This is a genomic window from Pseudomonas sp. PLB05 (assembly GCF_021106615.1).
GTDB classification, from domain to species: domain Bacteria; phylum Pseudomonadota; class Gammaproteobacteria; order Pseudomonadales; family Pseudomonadaceae; genus Chryseomonas; species Chryseomonas benzopyrenica.
In genome coordinates this window covers 204,404-228,905 of sequence record NZ_JAJOHO010000004.1, presented here as the reverse complement: position 1 = coordinate 228,905, position 24,502 = coordinate 204,404, and the positions used below count along the sequence as shown (strand labels likewise).

Below are 24,502 nucleotides of genomic sequence, written 5' to 3'. Positions count from 1 at the left end.
GAAGGCCAGCGTGTGGTGCGGCAGAATGTCAGCGACTGCGCCACCCTCGCCGCGGAAATCGAGCGCGCCGTGACCCAGGTACGCCTGGTGGCCGATGACAGCGAGAACATCGGTTCCATCCTCACCACCATCAACGGCATCGCCGAGCAGACCAATCTGCTGGCGCTCAACGCGGCCATCGAGGCGGCCCGGGCCGGCGAGCAGGGCCGTGGCTTCGCCGTGGTGGCCGATGAAGTGCGCACCCTGGCGCAAAAGACCCAGGTCGCCACCGGCGAGATCCAGAGCATGATCCAGCGCCTGCAGAGCGGCACCCGGGAGACCGTGGCGCTGATGCAGAACAGCCATGCCCAGACCAGCAATCAGGTGGAACAGACCCAGGCGGCCAGCCGGGCCCTGGAGGTCATCCTCACCGCCGTGGGCGAGATCACCGAAATGAATCTGCAGATCGCCAGCGCCGCCGAGGAGCAGAGCGCGGTGGCCGAGGACATCAATCGCAACGTAGTCAACATCGGCCAGGCGGCCAATGGCGTACACGACCAGGCTGATCAGGCCACCCGCGCCGGTAGCCACCTGAGCGAACTGGCCGAACGGCAGCGCCAGTTGGCGGCGCGCTTCAAGGTCTAGCGGGTCACAAGGGCGTCAAACACTCCGGCCCGTCCACCTCGGGCCGGTTGACGATGTTGGCCAAGACCCGCTCGCGCAGCGGCATGCCGCCCGCGGCCAACAACTCCTGCAGGGCTTCGGGCGTGCTGTCCGGATCCTGCCAGAGGGCACGACCCGCTGCATCGAGCAGGATCGGTCGGCGCAGCGGACCGGCCGCCTGGGTGACCATGGCCACCGACAGCCAGAGCTGATCCCCGGCCGGGTAGGCCTCCCAGAGCGCGGCGAACCAGGCCAGGGGTTCGCCATTGAGCATCCAGTAGGGCCGCTTGCGGTGGCCACCGCGCCATTCGTAGAAGCCGTTGGCCGGCAGCAGACAGCGCCGCAGGCGAAAGGGCTCGCGAAACATCGGCTGGGTGGCCAGGCTTTCGGCGCGGGCATGGGTGGGGGTGCGGGACAGATCGGTGAGCCAGGGCGGCGTCAGCCCCCAGCGACCGCTGTCGACCCGCTCGCCCTCGGCGGTCCGCCGCTGCAGCAGCACCTGCTGGTGGGGCGAGATGTTCCAGCGCGGGGGATGCTTGTCGGGAAAACCCGGCAAGCCGGCGAATTCAGCGGGCCAGCGGAACAGGGCGTAGCGTCCGGACATGAAAACCTTTCAACAAATGAGGATGCCCTGCTCGGGAGAAGGATCCTCTCCCGGCAGGGGCGTGGCGGCATTGTACGCGGCGATCAGCGCCTGCGCGCGCTGCGCCTCTTCGTCCTCGACCAGCAGGCCGAGCAGGCCCACCGCCGGCAGATCGCCGATGCCGCCGAGCAGATGGCGCCCGGCGAGAAAGCCGCTGATGCCCTCGCTGGCCAGCACCGCCAGGAGCAATTCGCCTTCGTGCAGCGAACCCGGCTCATAGATGCGGCGCATCAGTCGTCCTCCCGCCGAACCTCGAGATTCCAGTCCTCGCCATCGGTGTGCAGGCCGAAGCGGATCGGTCGGCAGCAGACTTCACAGTCCTCGTAGTAGTCCTGGTCACCGCCGCTGAGGTCGAGCACCACCTCGCCCGGTTCGCCGCAATAAGGGCAATCGTATTCCTGGCTTTCCAGCATCTGCCTGCACTCCTTGACCGCCAACCTGCCGCCCATCCGGCCCCTGACGCTTGCATCTGGCGCCACGCCCACTACTATGGCCGCCGGAATTTCTACAAGAGAACACCATGGGCGAGTTCGAAGCCATTCGACCCTATAACGACGCGGAAGTCCCCGGGGTTCTGGCCCGCCTGATCGACGACGACCACTTCATCGGCATCCTTGCCGGCTACCGGTTCCCGCGCCTGTCCAAGGGACTCGGCTGGGTAGTGCGCCCCCTGCTGCGCACCCGCCTGCGCCAGGAACTGAGTGGTATCCAGAGCGTCGCGGCGCTGCAGGACAAGCTCGAACCCTATGTGGATCGCGCCATCGAGAAGGCCTCGGACGGCGTCACCTACTCGGGCATCGACCAGCTGCGCAGCGGCCGCGCCTATCTGTTCCTGGCCAACCACCGCGACATCGTGATGGACCCGGCCTTCGTCAACTATGCCGTCTACCACGCCGGTCTGCCAACGCCGCGCATCGCCATCGGCGACAACCTGCTGCAGAAGCCCTTCGTCAGCGACCTGATGCGGCTGAACAAGAGCTTCATCGTGCACCGCTCCATCAGCGGTCGCCGCGAAAAGCTGGCGGCGTACCAGAACCTGTCCGCCTACATCAATCACTCGATCCGCCAGGACGGCCAGTCCATCTGGATCGCCCAGGCCGAGGGCCGGGCCAAGGACGGCGACGACCGCACCGATTCGGCCATCCTCAAGATGTTCCACATGAGCTGCAAGGACGAGCCCTTCGCCGAGCTGGTCAAGGCGCTCAACATCGTGCCGGTGTCCATCAGCTACGAATTCGATCCCTGCGACCAGGCCAAGGCCCGCGAACTGCACATCCGCGCCACCACCGGCAGCTATACCAAGGCGCCGGGCGAGGACGACGTCAGCATCGCCCTGGGCATCACCGGCTACAAGGGCCGAGTGCACGTGGCCTTTGGCGAGCCGGTGAGCGGCGAATTCGAGGACGCCAAGGCGCTGGCCCAGGAAATGGACCGGCAGATCCTCGGCAACTACCGGCTGTTTCCGGCCAGCTACCTGGCCTATGCCGCCTGGGACGGTCGCGATGCGGACCTGAGCGTGCCCGCGGTGGACGCCCTGTTTCCCGCCGAGGAAATCGCCGTCGCCCGCGGCGAATGGGAAAGGCGCCTGGCCGAGTGCCCGGCGGAGTACCGGGCACAACTGGTGCGCCAGTACGCCCAGCCAGTGCTGAACAAGTACCGCGTGCTGGCCGGCCTGGAATAGTCGCCAGCCACCCACGAAAAAGCCCGGTCGGTGCCGGGCTTTTTTGTGGGCGTCAGGTTTTCAGCGACCGCTGAGCACCTGCACCACGGTCGGATCCTTGAACACCCGGGTCAGGGCATCGCTCAGCACATCGCTGACCAGCTTGGTGTTGGCCTCGGCGTTGGGCGCCATGCCAAAGCGCTGGTTGAGACTGGCGCCATAGCGACCCTTGTAGCCGCGCTGGCTGTTGCGCACCTCGACCTGGAAGGCCGCGGCGACGTCGGACGCGGTGACGTACAGCTCCTTGGGCGACTGGTAGTTCAGCTCGGCCAGGGTCAGAGTCAACTGGGGCGCACCGGGACCGGCATTGGGCGACGGGGTGAAGCCCATCTGGCGTACGGCCTTCTCGGCTTCGGTCTGCAGCTTGGGAATCACGTCCTGGGTCTGCACCACCACCACGCTGGTGTCGGGATAGAGACCGCCGCGGGTGCCCAGGGTGAAGGAGGAACGGCCGTCGACCACCCGGACCGAGACCGGCTGGCCCTGGCCGACCGGCGCGATGGGCGCGGTGATCTGGGGTTGCGGACTCAATTGCTGAGGGCTGCTGGCGCAGCCGGCCAGGGTCAGACCAGTGGCGGCGAGCAGGCCGAGCAACAGGCGATAGCGCATGCAGAGACTCCGAAGAAAGGGACAGGGGGCAGTATACCCAGCCCCCCAGCGGCGTCGATAGACCGGCCTTCCGAACAAGGAAACGCCGGCACGGGGCCGGCGTCGTTCAGACCAGACGTTACGGCTTGGCCGCCAGCGGCGGCCGGGTCTGGCTGCGTTCCAGCCAGCCGCCACCGAGGGCCTTGTACAGGGTGACCTCGCTGTTGAGCTGGTTGAGCCGGTCGGTGATCAGCTGCTGCTGGGCGCTGTACAGCGAGCGCTGGGCGTCGAGTACCGTGAGGTAGTTGTCGATGCCCTGGCGATAGCGCAGGTTGGCCAGGTCGTAGTACTCCTGGCTGGCCTGCACCAGGTCCTGCTGGGCCTGCAGCTGGTCGTCGTAGGTGCCCTTTGCCGCCAGGGCATCGGCCACCTCGCGGAAGGCGGTCTGGATCGACTTCTCGTAGGTGGCGACGTTGATGTCCTTCTGGATCTTGGCCGCATCCAGGCTGGCCTTGAGGCTGCCGGCCGTGAAGATCGGGATGTTGATGCTCGGCGAGAAGGTCCAGTAGCCGGAACCGGCGTCGAACAGGCCGTTCAGGTCCCGGCTGGCCGTACCGCCCTGGGCGGTCAGGCTGATGCGCGGGAAGAAGGCCGCCCGGGCCGCACCGATGTTGGCGTTGGCGGCGCGCAGCTGCAACTCGGACTGGAGGATGTCCGGACGCTTCTGCAGGAGATCCGACGGCAGATTGGCCGGCAGGTCGGCGAGCAGATCGGTACCGTCCAACCCCTTGCTCTGCGGCAGCTCCGCCGGGATCGAGGTACCCAGCAGCAGGGCCAGGGCATTGCGATCCTGGGCCACCTGGCGGGTGTACTGCGCCAGATTCGCCCGCGCCCCTTCCAGGGCGGTGCGCGACTGGCGCAGGTCCAGGCCGCTGGCCACGCCGTTCTCCACGGTCTGGCGGGTCAGGTCGTAGGAGCGCTGGTAGGCGGCGAGGGTCTCGCGAGTCAGTTGCAGCATGCGCTGGTCGGTGAGCCAGGCGTAGTAGGCGTTGGCTACTTCCGAGACCAGCGAGATCTGGGTGCTGCGGCGTCCTTCGCTGGTGGCGAAGTAGTTGAGCAGCGCCTGCTCGCTGAGGCTGCGCAGGCGCCCGAACAGGTCCAACTCATAGGAGGTGAAACCCAGGGTCACGCTGTACTGGCTGCTGATGCTGCCACCGCCGCCACCCCCCGCGCCATCGGCGCCGTTGCCGGCGAGCAGTTCGCGGATGGCGGAGACCTGGCTCAGATCCTCGGGTGACCGGGTACGGGTCCCGGTGCCGCTGACGCCGATGTCGGGAAACAGCTCGGCGCGCTGCACGCGGTATTGCGCCTGGTAGAGGCGCACGTTCAGCGCGGCCTGACGCAGGTCGCGGTTGTTGTCCAGCGACAGCTGGATCAGCTGCTGCAGGGCCGGGTCGCGATAGAAATCGCGCCAGCCGATGTCGGCTGCCTGCTGGTCACGATTGACCGTCAGGGCATCGTAGGCCTGGCCATGGGGCCAGGCGTTCTCCACCGGCGCATTGGGTTGCTGGTAATCGGGGATCAGGCTGCAGCCGGAGACGGCCAGCATGCCCACGACCACCGCCAAGACAGACTTCTTCATATCAGTGTCCTTCCTTGCCATGGGCTTCCTGGTCCTTGGTGGCCTTGTCCTTGAACAGGCTGCTGACCACCACGTAGAACATGGGAATCCAGAAGATCGCCAGTACCGTGGCGGTGAGCATGCCGCCGATCACGCCGGTACCCACGGCGTGCTGGCTGCCGGAGCTGGCACCCGAGGAGATCGCCAGGGGTACCACGCCCAGGATGAAGGCCATGGAGGTCATGATGATGGGCCGCAGGCGCATACGCGAGGCTTCCACCGCCGCGTCGACGATGTTCTTGCCGCCTTCGTGCAGCTCCTTGGCGAATTCCACGATCAGGATGGCGTTCTTCGCCGCGAGGCCGATGGTGGTCAACAGACCCACCTGGAAGAAGACGTCGTTGGCCAAGCCGCGGAAATAGGTGGCCAGCAAGGCCCCCACCACCCCCAGCGGCACCACCAGGATGACCGCGATCGGGATCGACCAGCTCTCGTACAACGCCGCCAGACAGAGGAACACCACCAGCAGCGACAGCGCATAGAGCGCCGGCGCCTGGGAGCCCGACAGCCGCTCCTCGTAGGACAGCCCGGTCCAGGCGATGCCCACGCCCTGTGGCAGGTCCTTGGCCATGCGCTCGATCTCGGCCATGGCGTCACCGGTGCTGTAGCCAGGCGCCGCGGAACCGAGGATCTCCAGCGAGGAGATGCCGTTGTAACGCTCCAGCTTGGGCGAGCCGTAGATCCACTCGCCGCGGGCGAAGGCCGATACCGGCACCATCTCGCCCGAGCCGTTGCGCACGTACCACTTGTTGAAGTCCTCGGGATTCATCCGCGCGCTGGCTTCGCCCTGCAGGTACACCTTCTTCACCCGACCGCGGTCGATGAAGTCGTTGACGTAGCTGGAGGCCCAGCCGATGGACAGCGTCTGGTTCACATCGCTCTGCGACAGGCCAAGCGCCCGTACCTTCTCGTCATCGACGATGAGCTTGAATTGCGGCTCGTCGTTGAGGCCGTTGGGACGGGTCTGCATCAGCTTGGAATTCTGCGCGGCCATGCCGAGCAGCTGGTTACGGGCGGCCATGAGCGCCTCGTGGCCGATGCCGCCCTGGTCCTGCAGATAGAAGTCGAAGCCGGTGGCGTTACCCAGCTCCAGGACCGCCGGCGGGACGATGGCGTAGACGATGGCGTCCTTGATGCCCGACAGGTAGCCCATGGCCCGACCGGCCACGGCACTGGCGCCGTCCTTGGCATCAGGGCGCTCTTCCCAGGGCTTGAGCTGGATGAAGGCCAGACCCGAACTCTGGCCGCGACCGGCGAAGTTGAAGCCGTTGACGGTGAACATCGAGCTGACCGCGCTTGCGTCGTTGGTCATCATCATCTCGCGCATGGTGTCGAGCACCTTCTGCGTCCGCTCGGCACTGGAACCCGGCGGCGTGGTGACCTGGGCGAAGATCACGCCCTGGTCCTCTTCCGGCAGGAAGGACGACTGGATGCGGGTGAAGAGGAACACCATGACGCCAACGATCAGCACATAGAGCAGCAGGAAGGGCACCTTGTGGCGGATCACCGCGGCCACGCTGCGCTCGTAGCGGTGCTGACCGTTCTCGAAGGTGCGGTTGAACCAGCCGAAGAAGCCGCGCTTCTCGTGATGACCCTGCTTGACCGGCTTGAGCATGGTGGCGCACAGCGCCGGGGTCAGGATCAGCGCCACCAGCACCGACAGCACCATGGAGGAGACGATGGTGATGGAGAACTGGCGATAGATCACCCCGGTGGAGCCGCCAAAGAAGGCCATGGGCACGAACACTGCCGACAGCACCAGGGCGATACCTACCAGGGCGCCCTGGATCTGGCCCATGGACTTGCGCGTCGCCTCCTTGGGCGAAAGGCCCTCCTCGGCCATTACCCGCTCGACGTTTTCCACCACCACGATTGCATCGTCCACCAGCAAGCCGATGGCCAACACCATGCCGAACATGGTGAGGATATTGATGGTGAAACCGGCGGCCAACAGCACTGCGAAGGTGCCCAACAGGACCACGGGCACGGCGATGGTGGGAATCAGGGTGGCCCGGAAGTTCTGCAGGAACAGGAACATCACCAGGAACACCAGCAGGATCGCCTCGCCCAGGGTCTTGACCACCTCGTGGATCGAGGCGGTCACCACCGGGGTGGTGTCATAGGGATAGACCACTTCCATGCCCGGAGGCATGAAGGGCTTGAGCCGTTCGATGGTGGCGCGGACCGCCTTGGCGGTATCCAGGGCATTGGCGCCGGTGGCCAGACGCAGGGCCATGCCGGAGGCCGGCTTGCCATTGAACTGGGCATCGATGGAGTAGTTTTCGCCGCCCAGCTCGACCCGCGCCACGTCGCGCAGGCGCACCTGGGCGCCGCTCTGGTCCACCTTGAGGAAGATCTTGCCGAATTCCTCGACGCTGGTCAGGCGGGTCTTGCCGATGATGGTGGCGTTGAGCTGCTGTCCCGGCACCGCCGGCAGGCCGCCGAGCTGACCGGAGGCGATCTGCACGTTCTGGCTCTGGATGGCAGCGCTGACGTCGACCGGGGTCAGCTGATACTTCACCAGCTTCTGCGGATCCAGCCAGATGCGCATGGCGTACTGGGCGCCGAACACCTGGAAGTCGCCAACCCCCGTGGTCCGCGCGATGGGGTCGCGCATGTTGGAGACGATGTAGTTGGACAGGTCTTCCTTGGTCAGGGAGCCGTCCATGGACACCAGGCCCACCACCATCATGAAATTGCGCTGGTACTTGGCGACGCGCATGCCCTGCTGCTGAACTTCCTGCGGCAGCAGCGGCGTCGCCAGCTGCAGCTTGTTCTGCACCTGGACCTGGGCGATGTCGGGGTTGGTACCCTGGTTGAAGGTCACGATGATGGTCATGCTGCCGTCGGAGTTGGACTCCGAGGAGATGTACCTGAGGTTGTCGATCCCGTTCATCTGCTGTTCGATGACCTGGACCACGGTGTCCTGCACCGTCTGCGCCGAGGCGCCCGGGTAGCTCACCTGGATCGAGACCGCCGGTGCGGCGATGTTCGGGTACTGGTTGATCGGTAGATTGAGGATCGACAGGATGCCGGCGAGCATGATCACCAGGGCGATCACCCAGGCGAAGATGGGCCGGTCGATGAAGAACTTGGACATCGGGCGCTCCCCTTACTGACCCTGACCCGCCGGCTTCTGCTCGGCGGAGGCGATGTTGCTCGCCGGCTTGGTGGTGACGGTGGCACCCGGCTTGATCTTTTGCAGACCTTCGGTGATGACCTTGTCACCGGCCTTGAGGCCATCGGTGACCAGCCAATCGGAGCCCACGGTGCGCTCGGTCTTGAGGATCCGCTGCTCGACCTTGCCTTCGCCGTTGACCACCATGGCGGTGGGCTGGCCCTTGAGGTCGCGGGTCACGCCCTGTTGCGGCACCAGCAGGGCATTCTGGCGAACGCCGGACTGCAGCTGGGCCCTCACGAACATGCCGGGCAGCAGCAGTTTGTCGGGGTTGGGGAATTCGGCACGGATAGTCACTGAGCCGGTGCCCTGGTCCACCGACACCTCGGCGAACTTGAGCTTGCCGGAACGGCTGTAGGCGCTGCCGTCTTCCAGCATCAGCTTGACCTCGGCGGCGTTCTCGCCCTGCACGCGCTGCAGCTGACCGCTGTCCAGTTCGCGGCGCAGGCGCAGCAGATCGGTGGCGGACTGGGTCACGTCGACATAGATGGGGTCCAGCTGGGTGATGCTGGTCAGGGCGGTGGTCTGGTCGGCGGTGACCAGGGCGCCTTCGGTCATCATCGAACGCCCGATACGGCCAGAGATGGGCGCGGCGACCTTGGTGTAGGCCAGATTGATCTCGGCGTTGCGCAGGGCGGCCCTGGCCGATTCCACCTGGGCTTCGTTCTGCCGCTGCATGGACAGGGCATCGTCGGCTTCCTGCTTGCTGATCGCCTGCTCCTTGACCAGGGCGCCATAGCGCTGGGCCTTGAGCCGGTTGGAGGCCAGGGTCGCCTGGGCCTGGGCCAGGGAGGCCTTGGCCGAATTGACGTTGGCTTCGTAGGTGCGCGGATCGATCTGATAGAGCTGGGTGCCGGCCTTCACGTCGGCGCCTTCGGTGAAGTAGCGCTTGAGCAGGATGCCGCTCACCTGCGGCCGCACCTCGGCGATGCGGAAGGCCGCGGTGCGCCCGGGCAATTCGTCGGTCAGGGTCACGGTGCGCGGTTCCATCGTCACCACCCCGACTTCCGCGGGCTTCTGCTGCTGTTGCTGCTGGTCCTTGTTGTCCTGCTTGCCGCAGGCGCCCAGGGCCAGGGCTACGGCCAGCAGGGCGGGGGCGAAAAAGGCATGCGCCGGCTTGATCTGCATATCAAAAGTCCTTGAAAGCTGGGAAATGAGCATGCGCAGCGCGCCTTTTGGATCCGCACCGGCTCGAGCATAGAAATTATTATCAGACAAATATACTTACGTTCACGACTGTTTGTAAATAACCCAAGTGTCATGCTCGGGTATTTCGCCGGATGCTTCGACGCTTCATGAACACGGCGATGGCGACAAAGCCAGGCGGTGCGACCGACCTGGGTAGCAGACCATGAGGCCGGAGGCGAGTTCTGCCAGGGGATCGCGCTGCCGCCCGCCTCGTCACCAAAAACGACCGCCCACAAAAATGCCGGACGAATCCGGCATTTTTGGTTACAACCTGGGGGCGTCCCGTTACTGGCGCACGCCTTCGAAGGACAGCATGAATTCCACTTCCTGGGATTTCGGACCGAGGTCCTTCTGGATGTTGAAATCCTTGAGCTTGAGGGTGGTGGTGCCCTCGAAGCCGGCGCGGTAGCCGCCCCACGGATCCTTGCCCTCGCCCATGAAGTGGGCCTTGATGGTGACCGGCTTGGTCACGCCGTTCAGGGTCAGGTTGCCGGTGACATCGGCAGTGCCGTCGCCGGTGGGGGTGACCTTGGTGGATTCGAAGCTGGCCTGGGGATGGGCGGCGACGTTGAGGAAGTCGGCGCTGCGCAGGTGCTTGTCGCGCTCGGCGTGGTTGGTGTCGACGCTGTCGGTGTTGATGGTCACCTTGACCTTGTCGGCGGACGGATCCTTGGCATCGAAGCTGAAGGTGCCATCGAAGTCCTTGAAGGTGCCGTACAGCCAGCTGTAGCCCAGGTGCTGGATGCGGAATTGGATGAAGGCGTGCTGGCCCTGCTTGTCGATCTTGTAATCGGCGGCCATGGCCTGGCCAGCGCCCAGCAGAGCGGTACCCAGGGCCAGGGCGGCAACGGTTTTCTTCAGCATTGGATGGAGCTCCATGTGGTGGTGGGAAGCGAACATCAGGAAGGAGTGTGGACCCGGCCGAGCATCCGGACCAGGGTGCCGTCGCGGTCGACGAAATGGTGCTTGAGCGCGGCCACCACGTGCAGACCGGCCAGGACGATCAGCGTCCAGGCGAACCAGAGGTGGATCTTGCCGGCGGTATCGGCCTGATCCGGCAGGCCGCTCAGGGTCGCCGGGACCTTGAACCAGCCGAAGACATCGATGGCCACGCCATCGGCGGTGGAGATCAGGTAGCCGGCCACCATGACGCTGAGCATCAGCCCATAGAGCAGGAAGTGCCCGGCACCCGCGGCGCGACGTACCAGCGGGCTGCCCTCCACCGGCGGCGGCGGACTGACCAGGCGCCAGAGCAGGCGCAGCACCAGGGCGATCAGCAAGAGGATGCCGGCGCTCTTATGCAATTCGGGGGCGGTGTGGTACCAGGTGTCGTAGTAGTCCAGGGTGCGCATCCACAGGCCGGAGGCGAACATGGCGACGATCGCCAGGGCCATGACCCAATGCAGAACCAGACTTACCAGACCGTAGCGAAGGCCGTCGTTGCGCCAGTGCATCGCTTTTCTCTCCTGAAAAAGCTTTGCCTAAGCCTAGCCGCAAACGTATCGATGGAAAGCGGAAAAAGTGTCGAATCAATATCGAAGGAATCGATGGATCGGACGACGCGCGAGCGCCCCGTCCGCTCCGGCCCAGAGGCTGCGCAGGGGCAGCGTCCGGGTTCGGGTCACGCTCAGAACGACCAGTGGAACAGCTTCCAGAAGAAGCCGTGCTCGCCACTGTCCTTGGCCGGCGCGGCCTCGGTGGCCTTGGGCGCAGCAGCCGGCTGGGCGGTGGTCTTGGCACTGGCCGCGACCGGCACCACGGCCTTGCCGGCCTTGAGGTCGCGGACCTGGCCGGCGGCGCGCTGACCGCTGGCGAGGGCGCCTTCCAGGGTACCCGGGTGCAGCGGATCGGTGTGCTCGCCAGCGAAGATCACCCGGCCGGTGGGCTTTTCCCACAACCGCCAGTAGCGGGTGATCTGGCCCGGACCATAGGCCAGGTAGGCGCCGCCCAGGCCCGGATCGCGGCTGTAGCGGCGGACTTCGTAGCCGGAGAAGGCGCCGCGCGCCTTGGGATAGAAGGCATGGAAGCGGATCAGCACCTGGTCGACCATCTGCTTGTCGCCAAAGGCCTGCACCAGGCGCGCGCTGTCACCGGCCAGGTTGACCAGCACATTGGCGCCGCCCTTCACGTCCGGCTCCACCCACAGCATGCCCAGGCCCTGGTCGCTGTAGATCTCGCCGCTCATGCGCGACTTGCTGTCCCACACCGGGGTCTTGAACTTGAGCAGGATCTGGTCACGCCAGCCATAGGTGGTGCCCTTGATGGCGGCCTGCTGGGTGGCGTCCAGCGCCGGGGTCATCTGCACCTGGCCGAGGGCGCGCAGCGGCACTGCCATCACCACGTAGTCGGCCTTGTAGCCAGTGGCACCGGCCTTGACCACGACGCCGTCCTTGTCCTGGACGATGCTCGCTACCTTGCTGTCGGTCTTGATCGTCTTGATCTGCTTGACGAAGGCCTGGGCCAGCACCTCGCTACCGCCAGGCAGGCGCGACGCGCGCAGGTCCTTGTCCTCGACGCCGCGATAGACGCGGGTCTGCTGGGCCAGATAGAGCAGCGACAGCCGCGAGGGCTCGTCGTAGCGGACGCGGATGCGCTGGTTGATCAGCTGACGGGCTACCGGCGGCAGATTCTGCTTGTCCAGCCAGGTGGCAGCGTTGATCTGGTCGAGGGCGTGCAGGGTCGGGGTGGCGGTCGGCTGCAGCGGATCGCTGATGGCGGCGGCCAGGTCGTCCAGGGACTTGTCGACGCGCTTCAAGGCATCGGCCACGGCCGGCATCTTCTGCGCCAGGTCGTCCTGGGAATAGTACTGACCCTCGATCAGATAGCCCGGGGTGCGCACGAAGGACGGCGCGTCCACGGTCTTGAGCTTGAAGGTGTCCAGATAATGATTGAGCACCGGCTGGGCCTTGGTGTCGCCGATCCACTCGCTGGAGGCGAGGCCGGAGCGACCGCCGACGCGCGCGCCGGCTTCCAGCAGGGTCACGTTCCAGCCGGCTTGCTGCAGTTCATAAGCCGAGGCCAGGCCGGCCATGCCGGCGCCGACCACGATCACCGAGGGACCACTGGGCGCGACGGGCGCCGCGGCGGCCTTTTCCGGCGCCTTGTGCGCCTCTTTATGGGCCTTCTCGGCGGCGCCTGTGCTCAGGCTGGTAGCGAATACGCCGGCTGCCAAGCAGACGGTAAAACCTGTCCAACGCGACGACATCTTTTCTAGACTCCTGGGACCGGGAAACGGCGGTGGCGCAGCATACGCCAGCGGCCCCGGAGCAACCAGACGGCGCCATGACCGGCAATCGGCCCGCGCCTTGCTCCCGTCGCGCGCCCTGGCTTAGGCTTGCGCCCCCTTTTTATCGCCGGGCCCGCCGCCAGGAGACGCCAATGACCAATCACGACTGGATGCGCCGTGACCTGGAGGTGCTCTGGCACCCCTGCACCCAGATGAAGGATCACGAGCAGCTGCCGGTGATCCCGATCCGCCGCGGCGAAGGCGTCTGGCTGGAGGACTTCGACGGCAACCGCTACCTGGATGCCGTCAGCTCCTGGTGGGTCAACGTCTTCGGCCACGCCAATCCGCGCATCAACGACCGCATCAAGGCCCAGGTCGACCAGCTGGAGCACGTCATCCTCGCCGGCTTCAGCCACCAGCCGGTGATCGAGTTGTCCGAGCGCCTGGTCGCCCTGACCCCGGCCGGCCTCGACCGGGTGTTCTATGCCGACAACGGCTCCTCGTGCATCGAGGTGGCGCTGAAGATGAGCTATCACTACTGGCGCAACGTGGGCCAGCCGGAAAAGCGTCGCTTCGTCACCCTGACCAACAGCTACCACGGCGAGACGGTGGCAGCCATGTCGGTGGGTGACGTGGCGCTGTTCACCGAGACCTACCAGGGCCTGTTGCTCGACACCCTCAAGGTGCCGAGCCCGGACTGCTACCTGCGCCCCGAGGGCATGGACTGGGAAGCGCATTCGCGGCAGATGTTCGCGCACATGGAGCGCACCCTGGCCGAGCACCACGCCAGCGTCGCCGCGGTCATCGTCGAGCCGCTGATCCAGGGCGCCACCGGCATGCGCATGTACCACCCAGTCTATCTGCGCCTCTTGCGCGAGGCCTGCGACCGCTATGGCGTGCACCTGATCCATGACGAGATCGCCGTGGGCTTCGGCCGCACCGGTACGATGTTCGCCTGCGAACAGGCTGGCATCCGTCCGGACTTCCTCTGCCTGTCCAAGGCCCTCACCGGCGGCTACCTGCCGCTGGCCGCCTGCCTGACCACCGACGCCGTCTACCAGGCCTTCTACGACGACTACCACACCCTGCGCGCCTTCCTGCACTCGCACAGCTACACCGGCAATCCGCTGGCCTGCGCCGCCGCCCTGGCGACCCTAGACATCTTCGAACAGGACGACGTCATCGAAGCCAACAGGCCGCTGGCGCGGCGCATGGCCGAGGCCACGGCCCATCTGGTCGATCATCCCCACGTTGGCGAAGTGCGCCAGACCGGCATGGCCCTGGCCATCGAGATGACCGCCGACAAGGCCCGCCGCACGCCCTACCCCTGGCAGGAAAGACGCGGCCTTGCGGTCTATCAGCACGCCCTCTCCCGCGGCGCCCTGTTACGGCCGCTGGGCAACGTGGTCTACTTCCTGCCGCCCTATGTCATCACCCCCGAGCAGATCGATTTTCTCGCCGAGGTAGCGACCCAGGGCATCGACCTCGCCACCCGTACCTCGGTCAGTGTCGCCCTGAGCGACCTGCACCCCAACCACCGCGATCCCGGCTGATCTGGAGTCCGCCATGCGTCTCACCCGCTGCCACCTCGACCTGCCCCTGGCCCTCGGCCGCCTCGACCTCCCCGAGGCCCAGGCTCACTACCTGGGCCGCGTGCTGCGCCTGGCACCAGGGGATGCCGTGCAGCTGTTCGACGGCAGCGGCCGGGAGTACCTCGGCCAGGTCGCCGCGGTGGGCAAGAAAACCCTCAGCGTCGACCTGACCGAGGAACTGCCCGGCCAGCCCGATTCGCCGCTGCGGATCCACCTCGGCCAGGGCCTGTCCCGCGGCGAGCGCATGGACTGGGCGATCCAGAAGGCCACCGAACTGGGGGTGGCCGAGATCACCCCGCTGGTCAGCGAACGCTGCGAGGTGCGCCTCAAGGACGAACGCGCCGACAAGCGTCTGCAGCACTGGCGTCAGGTCGCCATCAGCGCCTGCGAGCAGTGCGGGCGATCCACGGTGCCGCTGATCCATCCGCCACAGTTGCTGGCCGACTGGCAGACCGGGCTGGATGCCGACCTCAAGCTGGTCTTGCACCCGGTGGCCGAGCCGCTGGAAAGCCATGCCCGCCCTACCCGTCTGGCGCTGCTGATCGGTCCCGAAGGCGGCCTCAGCGAGGCCGAAGTCACGGCCGCCCGCGCCGTCGGTTTCCAGCCGGCCCGCCTTGGGCCGCGGGTGCTGCGTACCGAGACCGCCCCGGTGGTGGCCCTGAGCGTGGCCCAGCAACTTTGGGGTGATTTCCAGACCCCATGATCTGACCTGGGCCGCTGCCCCGCGGTGGCCCGCCTCTTTCCCCACGGATAGTTTTGGAGCCCTGGATGACCCTGCCCTCTCGCCCCTACGCCGCCTTCCTGTTCGACATGGACGGTACCCTGCTCACCAGCGTGGCCTCCGCCGAACGCGCCTGGAGCACCTGGGCCCTCGGCCATGGCCTCGACCCGGCGGACGTCCTGGCGGTGATGCACGGCGTGCGCGCGGTGGAGACGGTCAAGCGCTTCGCGCCCGCCGGCGCCGATATCGAAGCCGAGACCCGCGCCATCACCGAACTGGAGATCGCCGATGTCGCGGACATCCAGGAAATCCCCGGGGCCGCGGCCTTTCTCGCCAGCCTGCCGGCCGGCAGCTGGGCCCTGGTCACCTCGGCGTCACGCCGCCTGGCCGAAGTCCGCCTGGCCGCCGCGGGCATGGCTCTGCCGCCGGTGATGATCTGCGCCGAGGACGTCACCCAGGGCAAACCCGCGCCGGACTGCTTCCTGGCCGGGGCGCGCAAGCTGGGCGTGGAGATCGGTGATTGCCTGGTGTTCGAGGATGCCCATGCCGGCTTTGCCGCGGCCAAGGCGGCCGGCGCCGATGCCGTGGCCATCACCGCCACCCATCGCCAGCCGTTGGACCTGGGGTTGCCGACCCTGGCCGACTATCGCGGCGTCGGCATCAGCCGTGAAGAAAACGGCGCGATGCGCGTGACCCGACAGGATTAGAACACACCCGCGGCGGCGAGGCGCTCTTCCACCCCGATCAGATCGGGGATGCGCGCCGTGCCGCCTTCGTAGGCCACCGCGCCCAGCTCCAGGGCGGCCAGGGGTACCTTGGCCGCGGCCAGCTCCGGGGTGATGCGCAGCGAACGCGGAATGCTGCGGATCAGCAGGGCCAGGAACCGGACCCGCTCACGCCCACCCAGGGCATTGAGAATGGCCACTCGCGCATGGCGATCGCCGTCGAATTGCGCGGCATGGCCGCTGGAGAGCGCCTCGAAGCTGATCAGCGGCAGGCGCAGATCGCGCCAGGCGACCTGTCCCAGACACCAGTCGGGCTGCACCGGCAGCGGCCGGATCTCGCGGCAGGGCACCAGTTCGGCCACCGCCGCATTGGGCAGCAGCAGGGTGCGATCGGCCAGGGTCAGCAGCAGACCGGTCAGGTGTTCGGCGGGAGCGGCGGTCGACATCGGAGATTCCTTTAGCTTCGCTGCTCGGCCAGGCGCGCCACCAGGGCTTCGGCCAGGCCGCGGGGATCGGCGGTAAGGGTCGCGAGACCCGATTCGCGCAGGCTTTCCGGCATGCTCGGGGCGATGCAGGTGCTCGCCGACTGGGTCCAGAGCGTGCCACCGCGGCGCCGCACATAGGGCGCCGAGGCGGTACCATCGTTGCCCATGCCACTGAAGACGATGACCCCGCAACGGGTGCCGAAGTGCTGCGCCAGGTTGAGCATCATCTGGCTGATCGACGGCGTATAGGGCTCGGGCCAGGCGCGCTCGACGATGTCCAGGGCGCTGTTGGCACGGAAGGTGAGCTCCTGCTGGGTGGGTACCACCACCACCTCGCCGCAGCGCACCGGCTCACCCGGGCGCACGCCCTGGATGTGCCACTGGCTGTGGCGGCCCACCGCGCGCAGCAGGCTGGCGGCAAAGCCGTCGCCGATGTGCTGGGCATAGAGGAAGCCGACCGGCAGACCGCCCGGCAGGGCATCGAGGAAGGCCTTCACCGCCGCCGGACCGCCCAGGGACGCGGCCAGCAACCAGACCTCGGGGGCCGGATCGCCGGCTGGCAGCGGCAGATTGGCCAGGGGTTCGGGCAGGGTCAGGCGCGGGGGGCGCGGCTGGTCCTGCAGCAGGGTCTCCAGCGCCGGGCCGACCGCCGCCACCGGATCGCCGATCAGCCGCTTGAGCTTGCCGATCAGGCGCTTCTCCCACTGGGTGAAGGGATCGGTGAAGCGCTCAGGCGCCTGGCCTTCGCCGAACAGGATGGGCACCTCGGCCCCTTCCAGCAGCGCGTCGACCAGCGACGACTCTTCCGTCTGGCTCAAATCGATCAGCCACAGGTCGGTCGCGACCGTGGGCCAGGCCGCTTCGTCGAAACGCTCCGGATCGCTGTTGAGGACGACCTGATAGCCATTGTCGGCCAGCACCTGCTGCAGCACGTGGCGCTGCAGCGGACTGTCGGCCAGGATGGCGACGCGGGCATTGTGCATCTCAGTCATGATCCCTGACCAACCGATGGATGTGGGCCAGGAGTTCGCTCTCCTGGTAGGGCTTGCCCAGGTACTCGTTCACGCCCAGGCTCAGCGCCCGCTCGCGGTGTTTTTCCCCGGTACGGGAGGTGATCATCACGATCGGCAGGTCCTTGAGGCGTGCGTCGTGGCGCACCAGGGTCGCCACCTCGAAGCCGTCCATGCGCGGCATCTCGATGTCCAGCAGCAGGATGTCCGGTTGCCGCTCCTGCAACTGGGCGATGGCGTCCACCCCGTCCTTGGCGGTAAAGACCTCCATGCCATGGCGTTCCAGCAGGCGACTAGTGACCTTGCGCACCGTGACCGAGTCGTCCACCACCATGACCAGCGCCGGCCGGGTGACTTCGGCCACCGTGGCCGAGCCCTGCGCCAGCCGTGCCAACTCGTCGCGGGTACCGCGCTGACTGCGGATCATGGCCAGGAGGTCGAGAATCACCACCACGCGCCCGTCCCCCAGCAGGGTGGCACCGGACAGACCCGGTACCCCGGCGAATTGCGGACCGAGGCTCTTCACCACGATCTCCCGCGAACCGGCCACCGCATCCACCTGCACGGCCACCGCGTATTCGGCGGAGCGCACCAGCACCACCGGCAGCGGCAAGCTCTGGCCGCTCAGCTTGGGCTGCTGGCCGTTGCCGAGCAGGTGGCCCAGGTAGCGCAGATCATAGTGCTGGCCGCCGTATTCGAAGGTACTGGCGCCCGGGCGGTAATAGCGTTCGAGGTCGGCGGCGGTCACCCGCACGATGCCCTCGATGGTGTTGAGCGGCACGGCATAGAGATCGTCGCCGGCATGCACCATGAGCGCGCGGTTCACCGACACGGTGAAGGGCAGGCGGATGGTGAAGCGCGTCCCCTCGCCCGCCACGCTGTGGATGTCCATGTTGCCGCCGAGCTGTTTCACCTCCTGGTGCACCACGTCCATGCCCACGCCACGTCCGGAAATCTGGGTGACGGTTGGCGCCGTGGAAAAGCCGGATTCGAGGATGAATTGCAGCAGTTCCTGATCGGTGAGCTGCGCGTCTTCCGCCATCAGGCCGCGCTCGATGGCCTTGCGGCGCACCGCGGCCAGATCGATGCCACGACCGTCGTCGGCCAGGGTCAGGATGATGTCGCCGCCCTCGCGGCGCAGATCCAGGCTGATCACGCCCTCGGCCGGCTTGCCGGCGCGCTGGCGCCCGGCGGCGTCCTCGACCCCGTGGTCGATGGCGTTGCGTAGCATGTGTTCCAGCGGCGGAATGATCCGCTCCAGCACCGTGCGGTCCAGCTCGCCCTCGGCGTTGCCGACCTGCAGCTCGACCGGCTTGTCCAGTTCGGCGCTGACCTGACGTACCACCCGGTGCAGCCGCGGCACCATGCGCTCGAAAGGCACCATGCGGGTCTGCATGAGGCTTTCCTGCAACTCGGTGTTGACCCGTGCCTGTTGCAGCAGCAGGGTCTCGGCATCGCGATTGCGCTGGCCCAGGGTGTTCTTCAGATCCAGGAGGTCGGAAGCCGATTCGAACAGCGCCCGGGACAGCTGCTGCAGCTGGGAATAGCGATCCAGCTCCAGCGGATCGAAGTCCTCGTAGCCGGCGCGATCCACGTCTTCGTGGTGACGACTGATGATCTGCGCCTGGGTCTCGGTATCCAGCCGGCGTAGCTGATCGCGGACCCGCTCGATGGTGGCTTCCATCTCGCCGAGGGTGGTGCCGATGTCGCTGACCTGCTGTTCGACGCGACCGCGGAAGATCGAGGTTTCGCCAGCCAGGTTGACCAGCTGTTCCAGCAACGCGGCCGGCACCCGCACCAATTCCTGGGAGGAGCGCCGCTGCGCCGCCTGCTGGCGGACCTGCTGCAGGCGCTGCACGAAGGGCAGCGGCGCAATGGGCGCCGCGGGCGTCTCGGCCGCCACCATGAGCGGCGCCACGGCAACGCCTGCCACCGGCAATTCGGTCGGTGCGTGTTGCGCACCGGCTGCGCCGTCCACGCCTGGAGAGTCTGCAACGTCCGCATCCACGTCCGCCGCGGCCAGCGGCAGGTCGGCTTCGAAGGACTGCTGCTCAAGGTCGGCGGGCACGTCCGACGCCTGGGGCGCGACCGTCTGGGGCGTAGCAGGCAACGACAACTGGGCCACGGCCAGTTGCAGCCCGTCGACTCCCTGGGTCGCCAGGTCGCGAACGCGGTCGCCTGGGCCCAGCCCTACGGCCTGCGAACGCAACTCGACCAGTTGCTGTTCCAGTCCATGGGCTTGCTCGCCCAGGCCATGAAGGCCAGCCAGGCGAGCGCCGCCCTTGAGGGTATGCAGACAGCGCAGCAGCTCGTCCACTGCCACCTCGGGCGCGGCCGGCCAGCCGGCCAGGGCCTCGTCCATGCTGACCAGCAGGTCCTGGGCCTCCTCGATGAAGATTTCGAGGATTTCCGCATCGGTGTCTGCGTCAAAGACCGGCGTGGCGGCGGCCACCGCGGTGGCGGTCACGCTCGCTGCCAGCGGCGCTCCGCGATAATCGCGCAGGGCCTCGATGAGCTCAGCGGCGGGGGCGGGGGCCTGCCCCTGGGCCAGGGCTTCGAGTTGTTCGTGCAGGCGGTCATGGCAACGCTGCAGCAGGCCGCCTAGTTCTGCGCCGGGCTTGATCCGTCCCCGCGCCAGGCCTTCGTAGAAGGCCTCCAGGGCATGGGCCAGATCGCCGATGGCATCCACCTCGGCCAGGCGTGCACCGCCCTTGAGGGTATGCAGGTCACGCAGCAGGGATTCCAGCGCGAGACTGTTGTGCGGCTCGGCTTCCCAGGCGCGCAGCGAGGTCGCCATGCTGTCGAGCAGGTCGCGACTCTCTTCGATGTAGATGGCCAGCAGCTCAGCGTCAGGACCTTCGTCCGCCTCCGGCACAGCGGCCATGGGCAGCGGTTCCGGGTGCTGGGACTCGGTCTCGGGCGCACTGTCCGCTACCGGGTCATCGATGTCACTGGCGGCATCCACCTGGCCTGGAGCTGGCTCGGATTCACCTGCGGCCAGGTCATCGAGGTGACCGGTACGGATGCGCTGCAGGCGTTCGACCTGATCGGCATGCTCGCTGACCGGCGTACCCGCCGCCAGCTCGTCCAACTGCGCCGCCAGGCAGCCATGGGCGTCTTGCAGAGGCTGGGCCAGTTCGCCACCACCGGCGAGGCGGCCGTCGAGCAGGCCTTCGTAGATGGCGTCCAGCTCCGTGGCCAGGCGCGCCACTGGCACCACCCCGGCGAGATGGGCACCGCCCTTGAGGGTATGCAGATCGCGCTGCAAGGTGCCGAGGTGGAAGCTCTGCTGGGGCTCCACCAGCCAACGTTTCAGAGCCCGGTCGGCGCTGTCCAGCAGATCCTGGGCCTCTTCGAGGAAGATCAGCTGCATCTCCGGATCGACGGTGGCGGTAGCCTCCGACTCGACCGCCGCGGCGTCCGGCGACTCGGTGTCCGCGACCCGCGGCAGCGGCTCCTCCGCCGCTTCCAGCAGCTCGCGGTCAAGCTCGGCTTCGGCTTCGGCTTCGGCTTCGGCTTCGGCTTCGGCTTCGGCTTCGGCTTCGGCTTCGGCTTCGGCTTCGGCTTCGGCGGGCAGTTCGACGTCGAGCGCCAGCTCGGGTGCCACCGGCGTGGCCGTTGCCGGATCGAAGAGGTCTTCGGGTTCGGGCTCGGCCAGCAGGGTGGTGGCCGCCATGGGCAGCCCGGCGAGAATGCCCGCCAGCAGGGCGCGCAGACCCTGGATTCGCTCCTCGTTGGGGGTGGCCCGCATGCCACCCGCCAATTGATTGAGCATGCTGATCAGGGCTTCCTGGGCCTCCTCCGCCTCGCGGAAAAAGGCCTCATCGGCCGGCAGCGAACCGCTCGCCGCGGCGGCATAGACCACCTGCAGCGCCTCGGCCAGTTGCTCGACGTCGGCCAGGCCAACCCGGGCCGCCCCGTCGGCAAAGGTGTTCAGTCGTTCGGCCAGCAGATCCGGGCAGACCGCCAGGTCACCATCGGTGCGCCAGGCATTCAGACGTTCGTCGGCTTCCAGCAGCAGCTCCATCGCCGGCATCAGGAAATCGGTCAGGCGCAGGACGTCACGCTGCTCCGGCAGCGGTGCTGCGGGGATCGGCAGCTGCGGATTCAGCTCTTCCAGCAGTGCCTCGCAGTGCTCGATCACGGCCGCCGCACCCGTCAGCGGGGTCGCCAGCGACCCCTCATCGAGCGTAGCCAGCCGCTGCTCCAGCAACTCGGCCCCCTGAGCCAGCAGGGCGCACTCGGGTTCGGCGAAGGCGACATGGGCGAGCTTGTATTCCTTGGCCAGCCGCTCCAGCGCCGACGCCAGCTCGGCCATTGGCGAACTGCCCGCCATATGGGCACTGCCCTTGAGGGTGTGCAGGGCGCGCAGGAGATTGTCGGAGACCGGCTGGACGCTACCGGCGTCGGCCTGTTCGAGGAAGCGACGCACGGTTTCCAGGTGCGCCTGGGCCTCGGTACGGAAGATGTCCAGCAGCTGGGTATCGGCTTCGCCAGCGGCGAGTGCCGCTGCCGCGGGCTCGACGCTCTCCACCTCAGGCAGCGCCGCCGCCACGGAGGGAACTGCGTCGCTCGCCGAAGCCCGCTCGGGCAGGGCTTCGTTGCGCGCCAGTGCATGGGCGGCATGGGCCAGCCAGTCGACGTCATCGCGCTGCCGTTGGCGATCCTCGGCGTATTCCTCGACCAGCTCCGGCAGCAGGGCACAGGTCTGCTCGACCACCGTCTGCAGGGCGGGACTGTGAGCGACGCTGAGATCCAGCCGGCGATTGAACAGATTCTCCAGGGCCCAGGCCAGCTCGCCGATGACCAGCGCCTGGACCATGCGACCACTGCCCTTGAGGGTATGGAAATTGCGCCGCAATTCGCTCAGCGCGGTACGCTGCTCGGGGTCTGCCTGCCAGGTCGGCAACCAGCGTTCCAGTTCCACCTGGACCTCGCCGGCCTCCTCGATAAAGACCTCGCGCAGCTCGTCCTCGACCGGTTCGGCACCGGCCGCCGGTGGCAGCAGCGCCTGCGGCACTTGCGCCGCCGGGGGATTGATGGGATTGACCGGCGCGGCCAGCACCTCGGCGACCGCATCGGCATCGGCGGTCGCCGGCGGCAGGCTGTCCAGCTCGATACCGGCAGGCAGCTCCTCGGCAGGCTCGGCCTCGCCATGCGCCGCGTCAGCCACCACATCGGCCGCTGCCTGCGCGTCCGCTTGATGATCGGCGGTCAAAGGCTCAGGTTCGGACTGGAAGTCGGCGTGGGATTCTGCTTCAGCGTCCGCAGGGTCCTCGATCGGCAGGGCGGTGAGTTCCAGCATCTCTTCGAGCACCGGCTCCGCTTCCGGCGCCGGCTCTTCCGGTCGATCCAGAGGCAGCGTCTCGACCGCGCTGGAGACCAGGGGCGCCTCCGCCTCCGCACCTTCGCCGACCGCCTTGGGCGGATAGCCGAGGGCGATGAGACTCTCGTCGGCGATGTCGAGAATCATGTCGTGGGGCGTGGACGGATCTTCCGCCAGGCGCTCCAGGTAATACTCGACGCTGGTGATGGCGTCGGCCAGGGTATCCAGGCTCTGCCAGTCCGGCACCGCCTGCTTGCCCAGCAGTTGCTGGCAGATGTAGTCGTTGGCCGCCTGCACCTGGGCCGCGGCCCGCTCCAGCGGGATCATCGCCAGGCCGCCACGCACCTGGGTCAGCAGCGGGGGCACCGGCTCCAGGTGGACATGGTTCCACTGGGAGGCGATGAACTCGATGATGGCGTCCTTGGATTGCTCCAGGCCATTGCGCGCCTCGCGCACCACCACCCGGTGCAACTGATCGATGTCGGTGGTGGGCAGGCGGCTCTCTTCGGCATCGCCGACCTCGTTGCCGCTGACCATGCCGGCCAGGGTGGCTTCGACATAGAGCAGCGCCCCGGCGATGTCCATCAGGGCGGCGTCACTGGCCTCGTGCACGCCAGCGGCCAGGTCGGCGACGGCTTCGTGCTGTTCCAGCACCACCTTGCGCGGCTGACCGAAGCCCAGCACCGCCAGGGTATCGGCGATCTGCTTGAGCGGTGCCAACAGGCCCCGCAGGCTGGCGGGTTGCTGGCGATCGCTGCGCACGAACAGGTCCAGGCTGTCCTTGATCTGCACCAGCTCTTCGCAGAGCGCAGTCACCACCGAACGCATGGCCTCGCGATCCGGACCGACGATGCGCGAGCGCTCGAACCCCACCAGCTCGGCATCCGGCAGGGCTTCGTCGAGACGGTAGTGGGCCTTGAGCGCGGCGATGCGCGGACTCTGCACCGGCGCCTTGGCCAGATAGAACAGCAGATTCTTCAGCAGATCGGCCGGCGCCGGCTGGTTGAGGGTGGTCACGCCATCGCTGATGAGCCGCTTGAGTTCACGATCCAGTTGGCGCAGCAGACCGCGGATCGAGCTGCTGTTGTCCAGCTCGCCGGCCTGCAGCAACTCGGTCAGTCCCGCCGCCACCGGCCAGAGGGCGCCAAAGGGCGAACCGGCGCAGAGCTGGTCCAGGCGCTCGAAGACCCGCAGCAGGTAATCCAGGTGCAACTGGACATCGCGGTCGCGGAACAGCCCGACCTGGGCACCTTGCAGCGCCTGGCGCAGCTTGCGCAGCCGTGGCAGCCAGTCCGGCGCGGCGCGGTCGGCCAGTTCGGCATCGCTCAGCGACAGCGGCGTGGCGGACAGATCCGGCGAGAACAGGCTGGTTTCCGAGAGCAGCTTTTCACCACGCGCCGAGCGCAGGTCGTTGAGCAGCGGCAGGATGGCCAGTGGCAGATCACGGCGGGCCTCGAGGACCCGATCCAGATAGGGCGGCACCTGCAGGATGGCCTGCATCAGCACCTCCAGCGCCTCGTCCGAGCTGTTCACCCGCTCTTCGTGGAGGGCCTGCAGCAGCAGTTCCATCTCCTCGGCGAGCAGCGCGGCGCCATAGAACTCCACCATCTGCAGGGTGCCGTAGACCTGGTGCACATAGGTCCGACAGAAACCCAGGCGGCTACGGTCGTGCGGGTTGTCGACGAACGCCTCGAGCGCCTTGCGGGCCTGCTGCAAGGTTTCGGCGATCTCTCCCTTGACCCACTCGAGGGCTACGTAGTCGTGTCGATCGATCATC

Annotated in this window: 17 protein-coding genes and 1 pseudogene; 5 read left to right on the top strand and 13 right to left on the bottom strand. The window is 67.2% G+C overall.

Translation table 11 applies throughout. The features are described 5' to 3' along the window. Nucleotides 1-96: 96 nt before the first annotated feature. Nucleotides 97-624 (top strand): annotated as a pseudogene (locus LRS53_RS24030) (methyl-accepting chemotaxis protein); the annotation flags it as partial. Between the two features lie 4 nt (nucleotides 625-628). On the opposite strand, the gene LRS53_RS18915 reads toward LRS53_RS24030, so the two are convergent. The 3 genes from LRS53_RS18915 to LRS53_RS18905 are packed head-to-tail and all read right to left on the bottom strand — an operon-like array spanning nucleotide 629 to nucleotide 1,698. Next, nucleotides 629-1,246, bottom strand: a complete 618-nt coding sequence (locus tag LRS53_RS18915; protein ID WP_068382902.1) for an SOS response-associated peptidase — start codon at nucleotides 1,244-1,246, stop codon at nucleotides 629-631. A 9-nt stretch (nucleotides 1,247-1,255) separates the two neighbouring features. Continuing rightward, complete coding sequence (locus LRS53_RS18910; protein ID WP_017639857.1) at nucleotides 1,256-1,516, bottom strand: putative signal transducing protein; 261 nt, start codon at nucleotides 1,514-1,516, stop codon at nucleotides 1,256-1,258. Next, nucleotides 1,516-1,698 (bottom strand): CPXCG motif-containing cysteine-rich protein, encoded by a 183-nt coding sequence (locus tag LRS53_RS18905; RefSeq protein WP_017639858.1) that lies wholly within the window; start codon nucleotides 1,696-1,698, stop codon nucleotides 1,516-1,518. Before LRS53_RS18905 ends, LRS53_RS18910 begins: the two co-directional genes overlap by 1 nt. A gap of 107 nt (nucleotides 1,699-1,805) precedes the next feature. On the opposite strand from LRS53_RS18905, the gene LRS53_RS18900 reads away from it, so the two are divergent. Then, the gene (locus LRS53_RS18900) at nucleotides 1,806-2,966 is read left to right on the top strand and encodes a 1-acyl-sn-glycerol-3-phosphate acyltransferase (protein ID WP_231356939.1); all 1,161 of its coding nucleotides are present in this window, start codon (nucleotides 1,806-1,808) and stop codon (nucleotides 2,964-2,966) included. A gap of 60 nt (nucleotides 2,967-3,026) precedes the next feature. Here the strand turns inward: LRS53_RS18900 and LRS53_RS18895 are convergent, their stop codons facing one another. From LRS53_RS18895 to LRS53_RS18865, 7 genes are all read right to left on the bottom strand, one after another. Continuing rightward, the gene (locus LRS53_RS18895; protein WP_231356938.1) at nucleotides 3,027-3,614 is read right to left on the bottom strand and encodes a YajG family lipoprotein; all 588 of its coding nucleotides are present in this window, start codon (nucleotides 3,612-3,614) and stop codon (nucleotides 3,027-3,029) included. A gap of 118 nt (nucleotides 3,615-3,732) precedes the next feature. After that, nucleotides 3,733-5,235: an AdeC/AdeK/OprM family multidrug efflux complex outer membrane factor gene (adeC, locus tag LRS53_RS18890; RefSeq protein ID WP_231356937.1), complete on the bottom strand. Its 1,503-nt coding sequence runs from the start codon at nucleotides 5,233-5,235 to the stop codon at nucleotides 3,733-3,735. Nucleotide 5,236: 1 nt separating this feature from the next. Then, complete coding sequence (locus LRS53_RS18885) at nucleotides 5,237-8,374, bottom strand: efflux RND transporter permease subunit (RefSeq protein WP_231356936.1); 3,138 nt, start codon at nucleotides 8,372-8,374, stop codon at nucleotides 5,237-5,239. A 12-nt stretch (nucleotides 8,375-8,386) separates the two neighbouring features. Beyond that, nucleotides 8,387-9,580, bottom strand: a complete 1,194-nt coding sequence (locus tag LRS53_RS18880; protein ID WP_160924077.1) for an efflux RND transporter periplasmic adaptor subunit — start codon at nucleotides 9,578-9,580, stop codon at nucleotides 8,387-8,389. 345 nt (nucleotides 9,581-9,925) lie between these two features. Continuing rightward, complete coding sequence (locus LRS53_RS18875; protein ID WP_017640964.1) at nucleotides 9,926-10,504, bottom strand: YceI family protein; 579 nt, start codon at nucleotides 10,502-10,504, stop codon at nucleotides 9,926-9,928. A gap of 35 nt (nucleotides 10,505-10,539) precedes the next feature. Next, nucleotides 10,540-11,094, bottom strand: a complete 555-nt coding sequence (locus LRS53_RS18870; RefSeq protein ID WP_064307485.1) for a cytochrome b — start codon at nucleotides 11,092-11,094, stop codon at nucleotides 10,540-10,542. A gap of 173 nt (nucleotides 11,095-11,267) precedes the next feature. Then, nucleotides 11,268-12,845, bottom strand: coding sequence for a flavin monoamine oxidase family protein (locus LRS53_RS18865; RefSeq protein WP_231356935.1), 1,578 nt, complete (start codon nucleotides 12,843-12,845; stop codon nucleotides 11,268-11,270). Nucleotides 12,846-13,018: 173 nt separating this feature from the next. Here LRS53_RS18865 and LRS53_RS18860 point away from each other — a divergent pair, with 173 nt between their 5' ends. The 3 genes from LRS53_RS18860 (at nucleotide 13,019) to LRS53_RS18850 (ending at nucleotide 15,886) form a co-directional block, all read left to right on the top strand. Beyond that, a complete protein-coding gene (locus tag LRS53_RS18860; RefSeq protein ID WP_231356934.1) occupies nucleotides 13,019-14,419 on the top strand; it encodes an adenosylmethionine--8-amino-7-oxononanoate transaminase in 1,401 nt (466 codons plus the stop codon). 13 nt (nucleotides 14,420-14,432) lie between these two features. After that, the gene (locus LRS53_RS18855) at nucleotides 14,433-15,161 is read left to right on the top strand and encodes a 16S rRNA (uracil(1498)-N(3))-methyltransferase (RefSeq protein WP_017640968.1); all 729 of its coding nucleotides are present in this window, start codon (nucleotides 14,433-14,435) and stop codon (nucleotides 15,159-15,161) included. Nucleotides 15,162-15,226: 65 nt separating this feature from the next. Beyond that, entirely contained in the window at nucleotides 15,227-15,886 is a 660-nt protein-coding gene (locus tag LRS53_RS18850; RefSeq protein ID WP_231356933.1) for an HAD-IA family hydrolase, read from the top strand. On the opposite strand, the gene LRS53_RS18845 is transcribed toward LRS53_RS18850, so the two are convergent. From LRS53_RS18845 to LRS53_RS23665, 3 genes are read right to left on the bottom strand one after another with little or no spacing between them, the layout of a single operon-like run. After that, entirely contained in the window at nucleotides 15,883-16,350 is a 468-nt protein-coding gene (locus LRS53_RS18845) for a chemotaxis protein CheW (protein ID WP_231356932.1), read from the bottom strand. The two genes, LRS53_RS18850 and LRS53_RS18845, sit on opposite strands and share 4 nt — an antisense overlap. Nucleotides 16,351-16,361: 11 nt before the next feature. After that, nucleotides 16,362-17,381 carry a chemotaxis protein CheB gene (locus tag LRS53_RS18840; RefSeq protein ID WP_231356931.1) on the bottom strand — a complete coding sequence of 340 codons (1,020 nt, stop codon included), beginning with the start codon at nucleotides 17,379-17,381 and terminating at the stop codon, nucleotides 16,362-16,364. Continuing rightward, nucleotides 17,374-24,501, bottom strand: coding sequence for an Hpt domain-containing protein (locus tag LRS53_RS23665; protein WP_269216786.1), 7,128 nt, complete (start codon nucleotides 24,499-24,501; stop codon nucleotides 17,374-17,376). Before LRS53_RS23665 ends, LRS53_RS18840 begins: the two co-directional genes overlap by 8 nt. Between the last annotated feature and the right edge of the window lies 1 nt (nucleotide 24,502).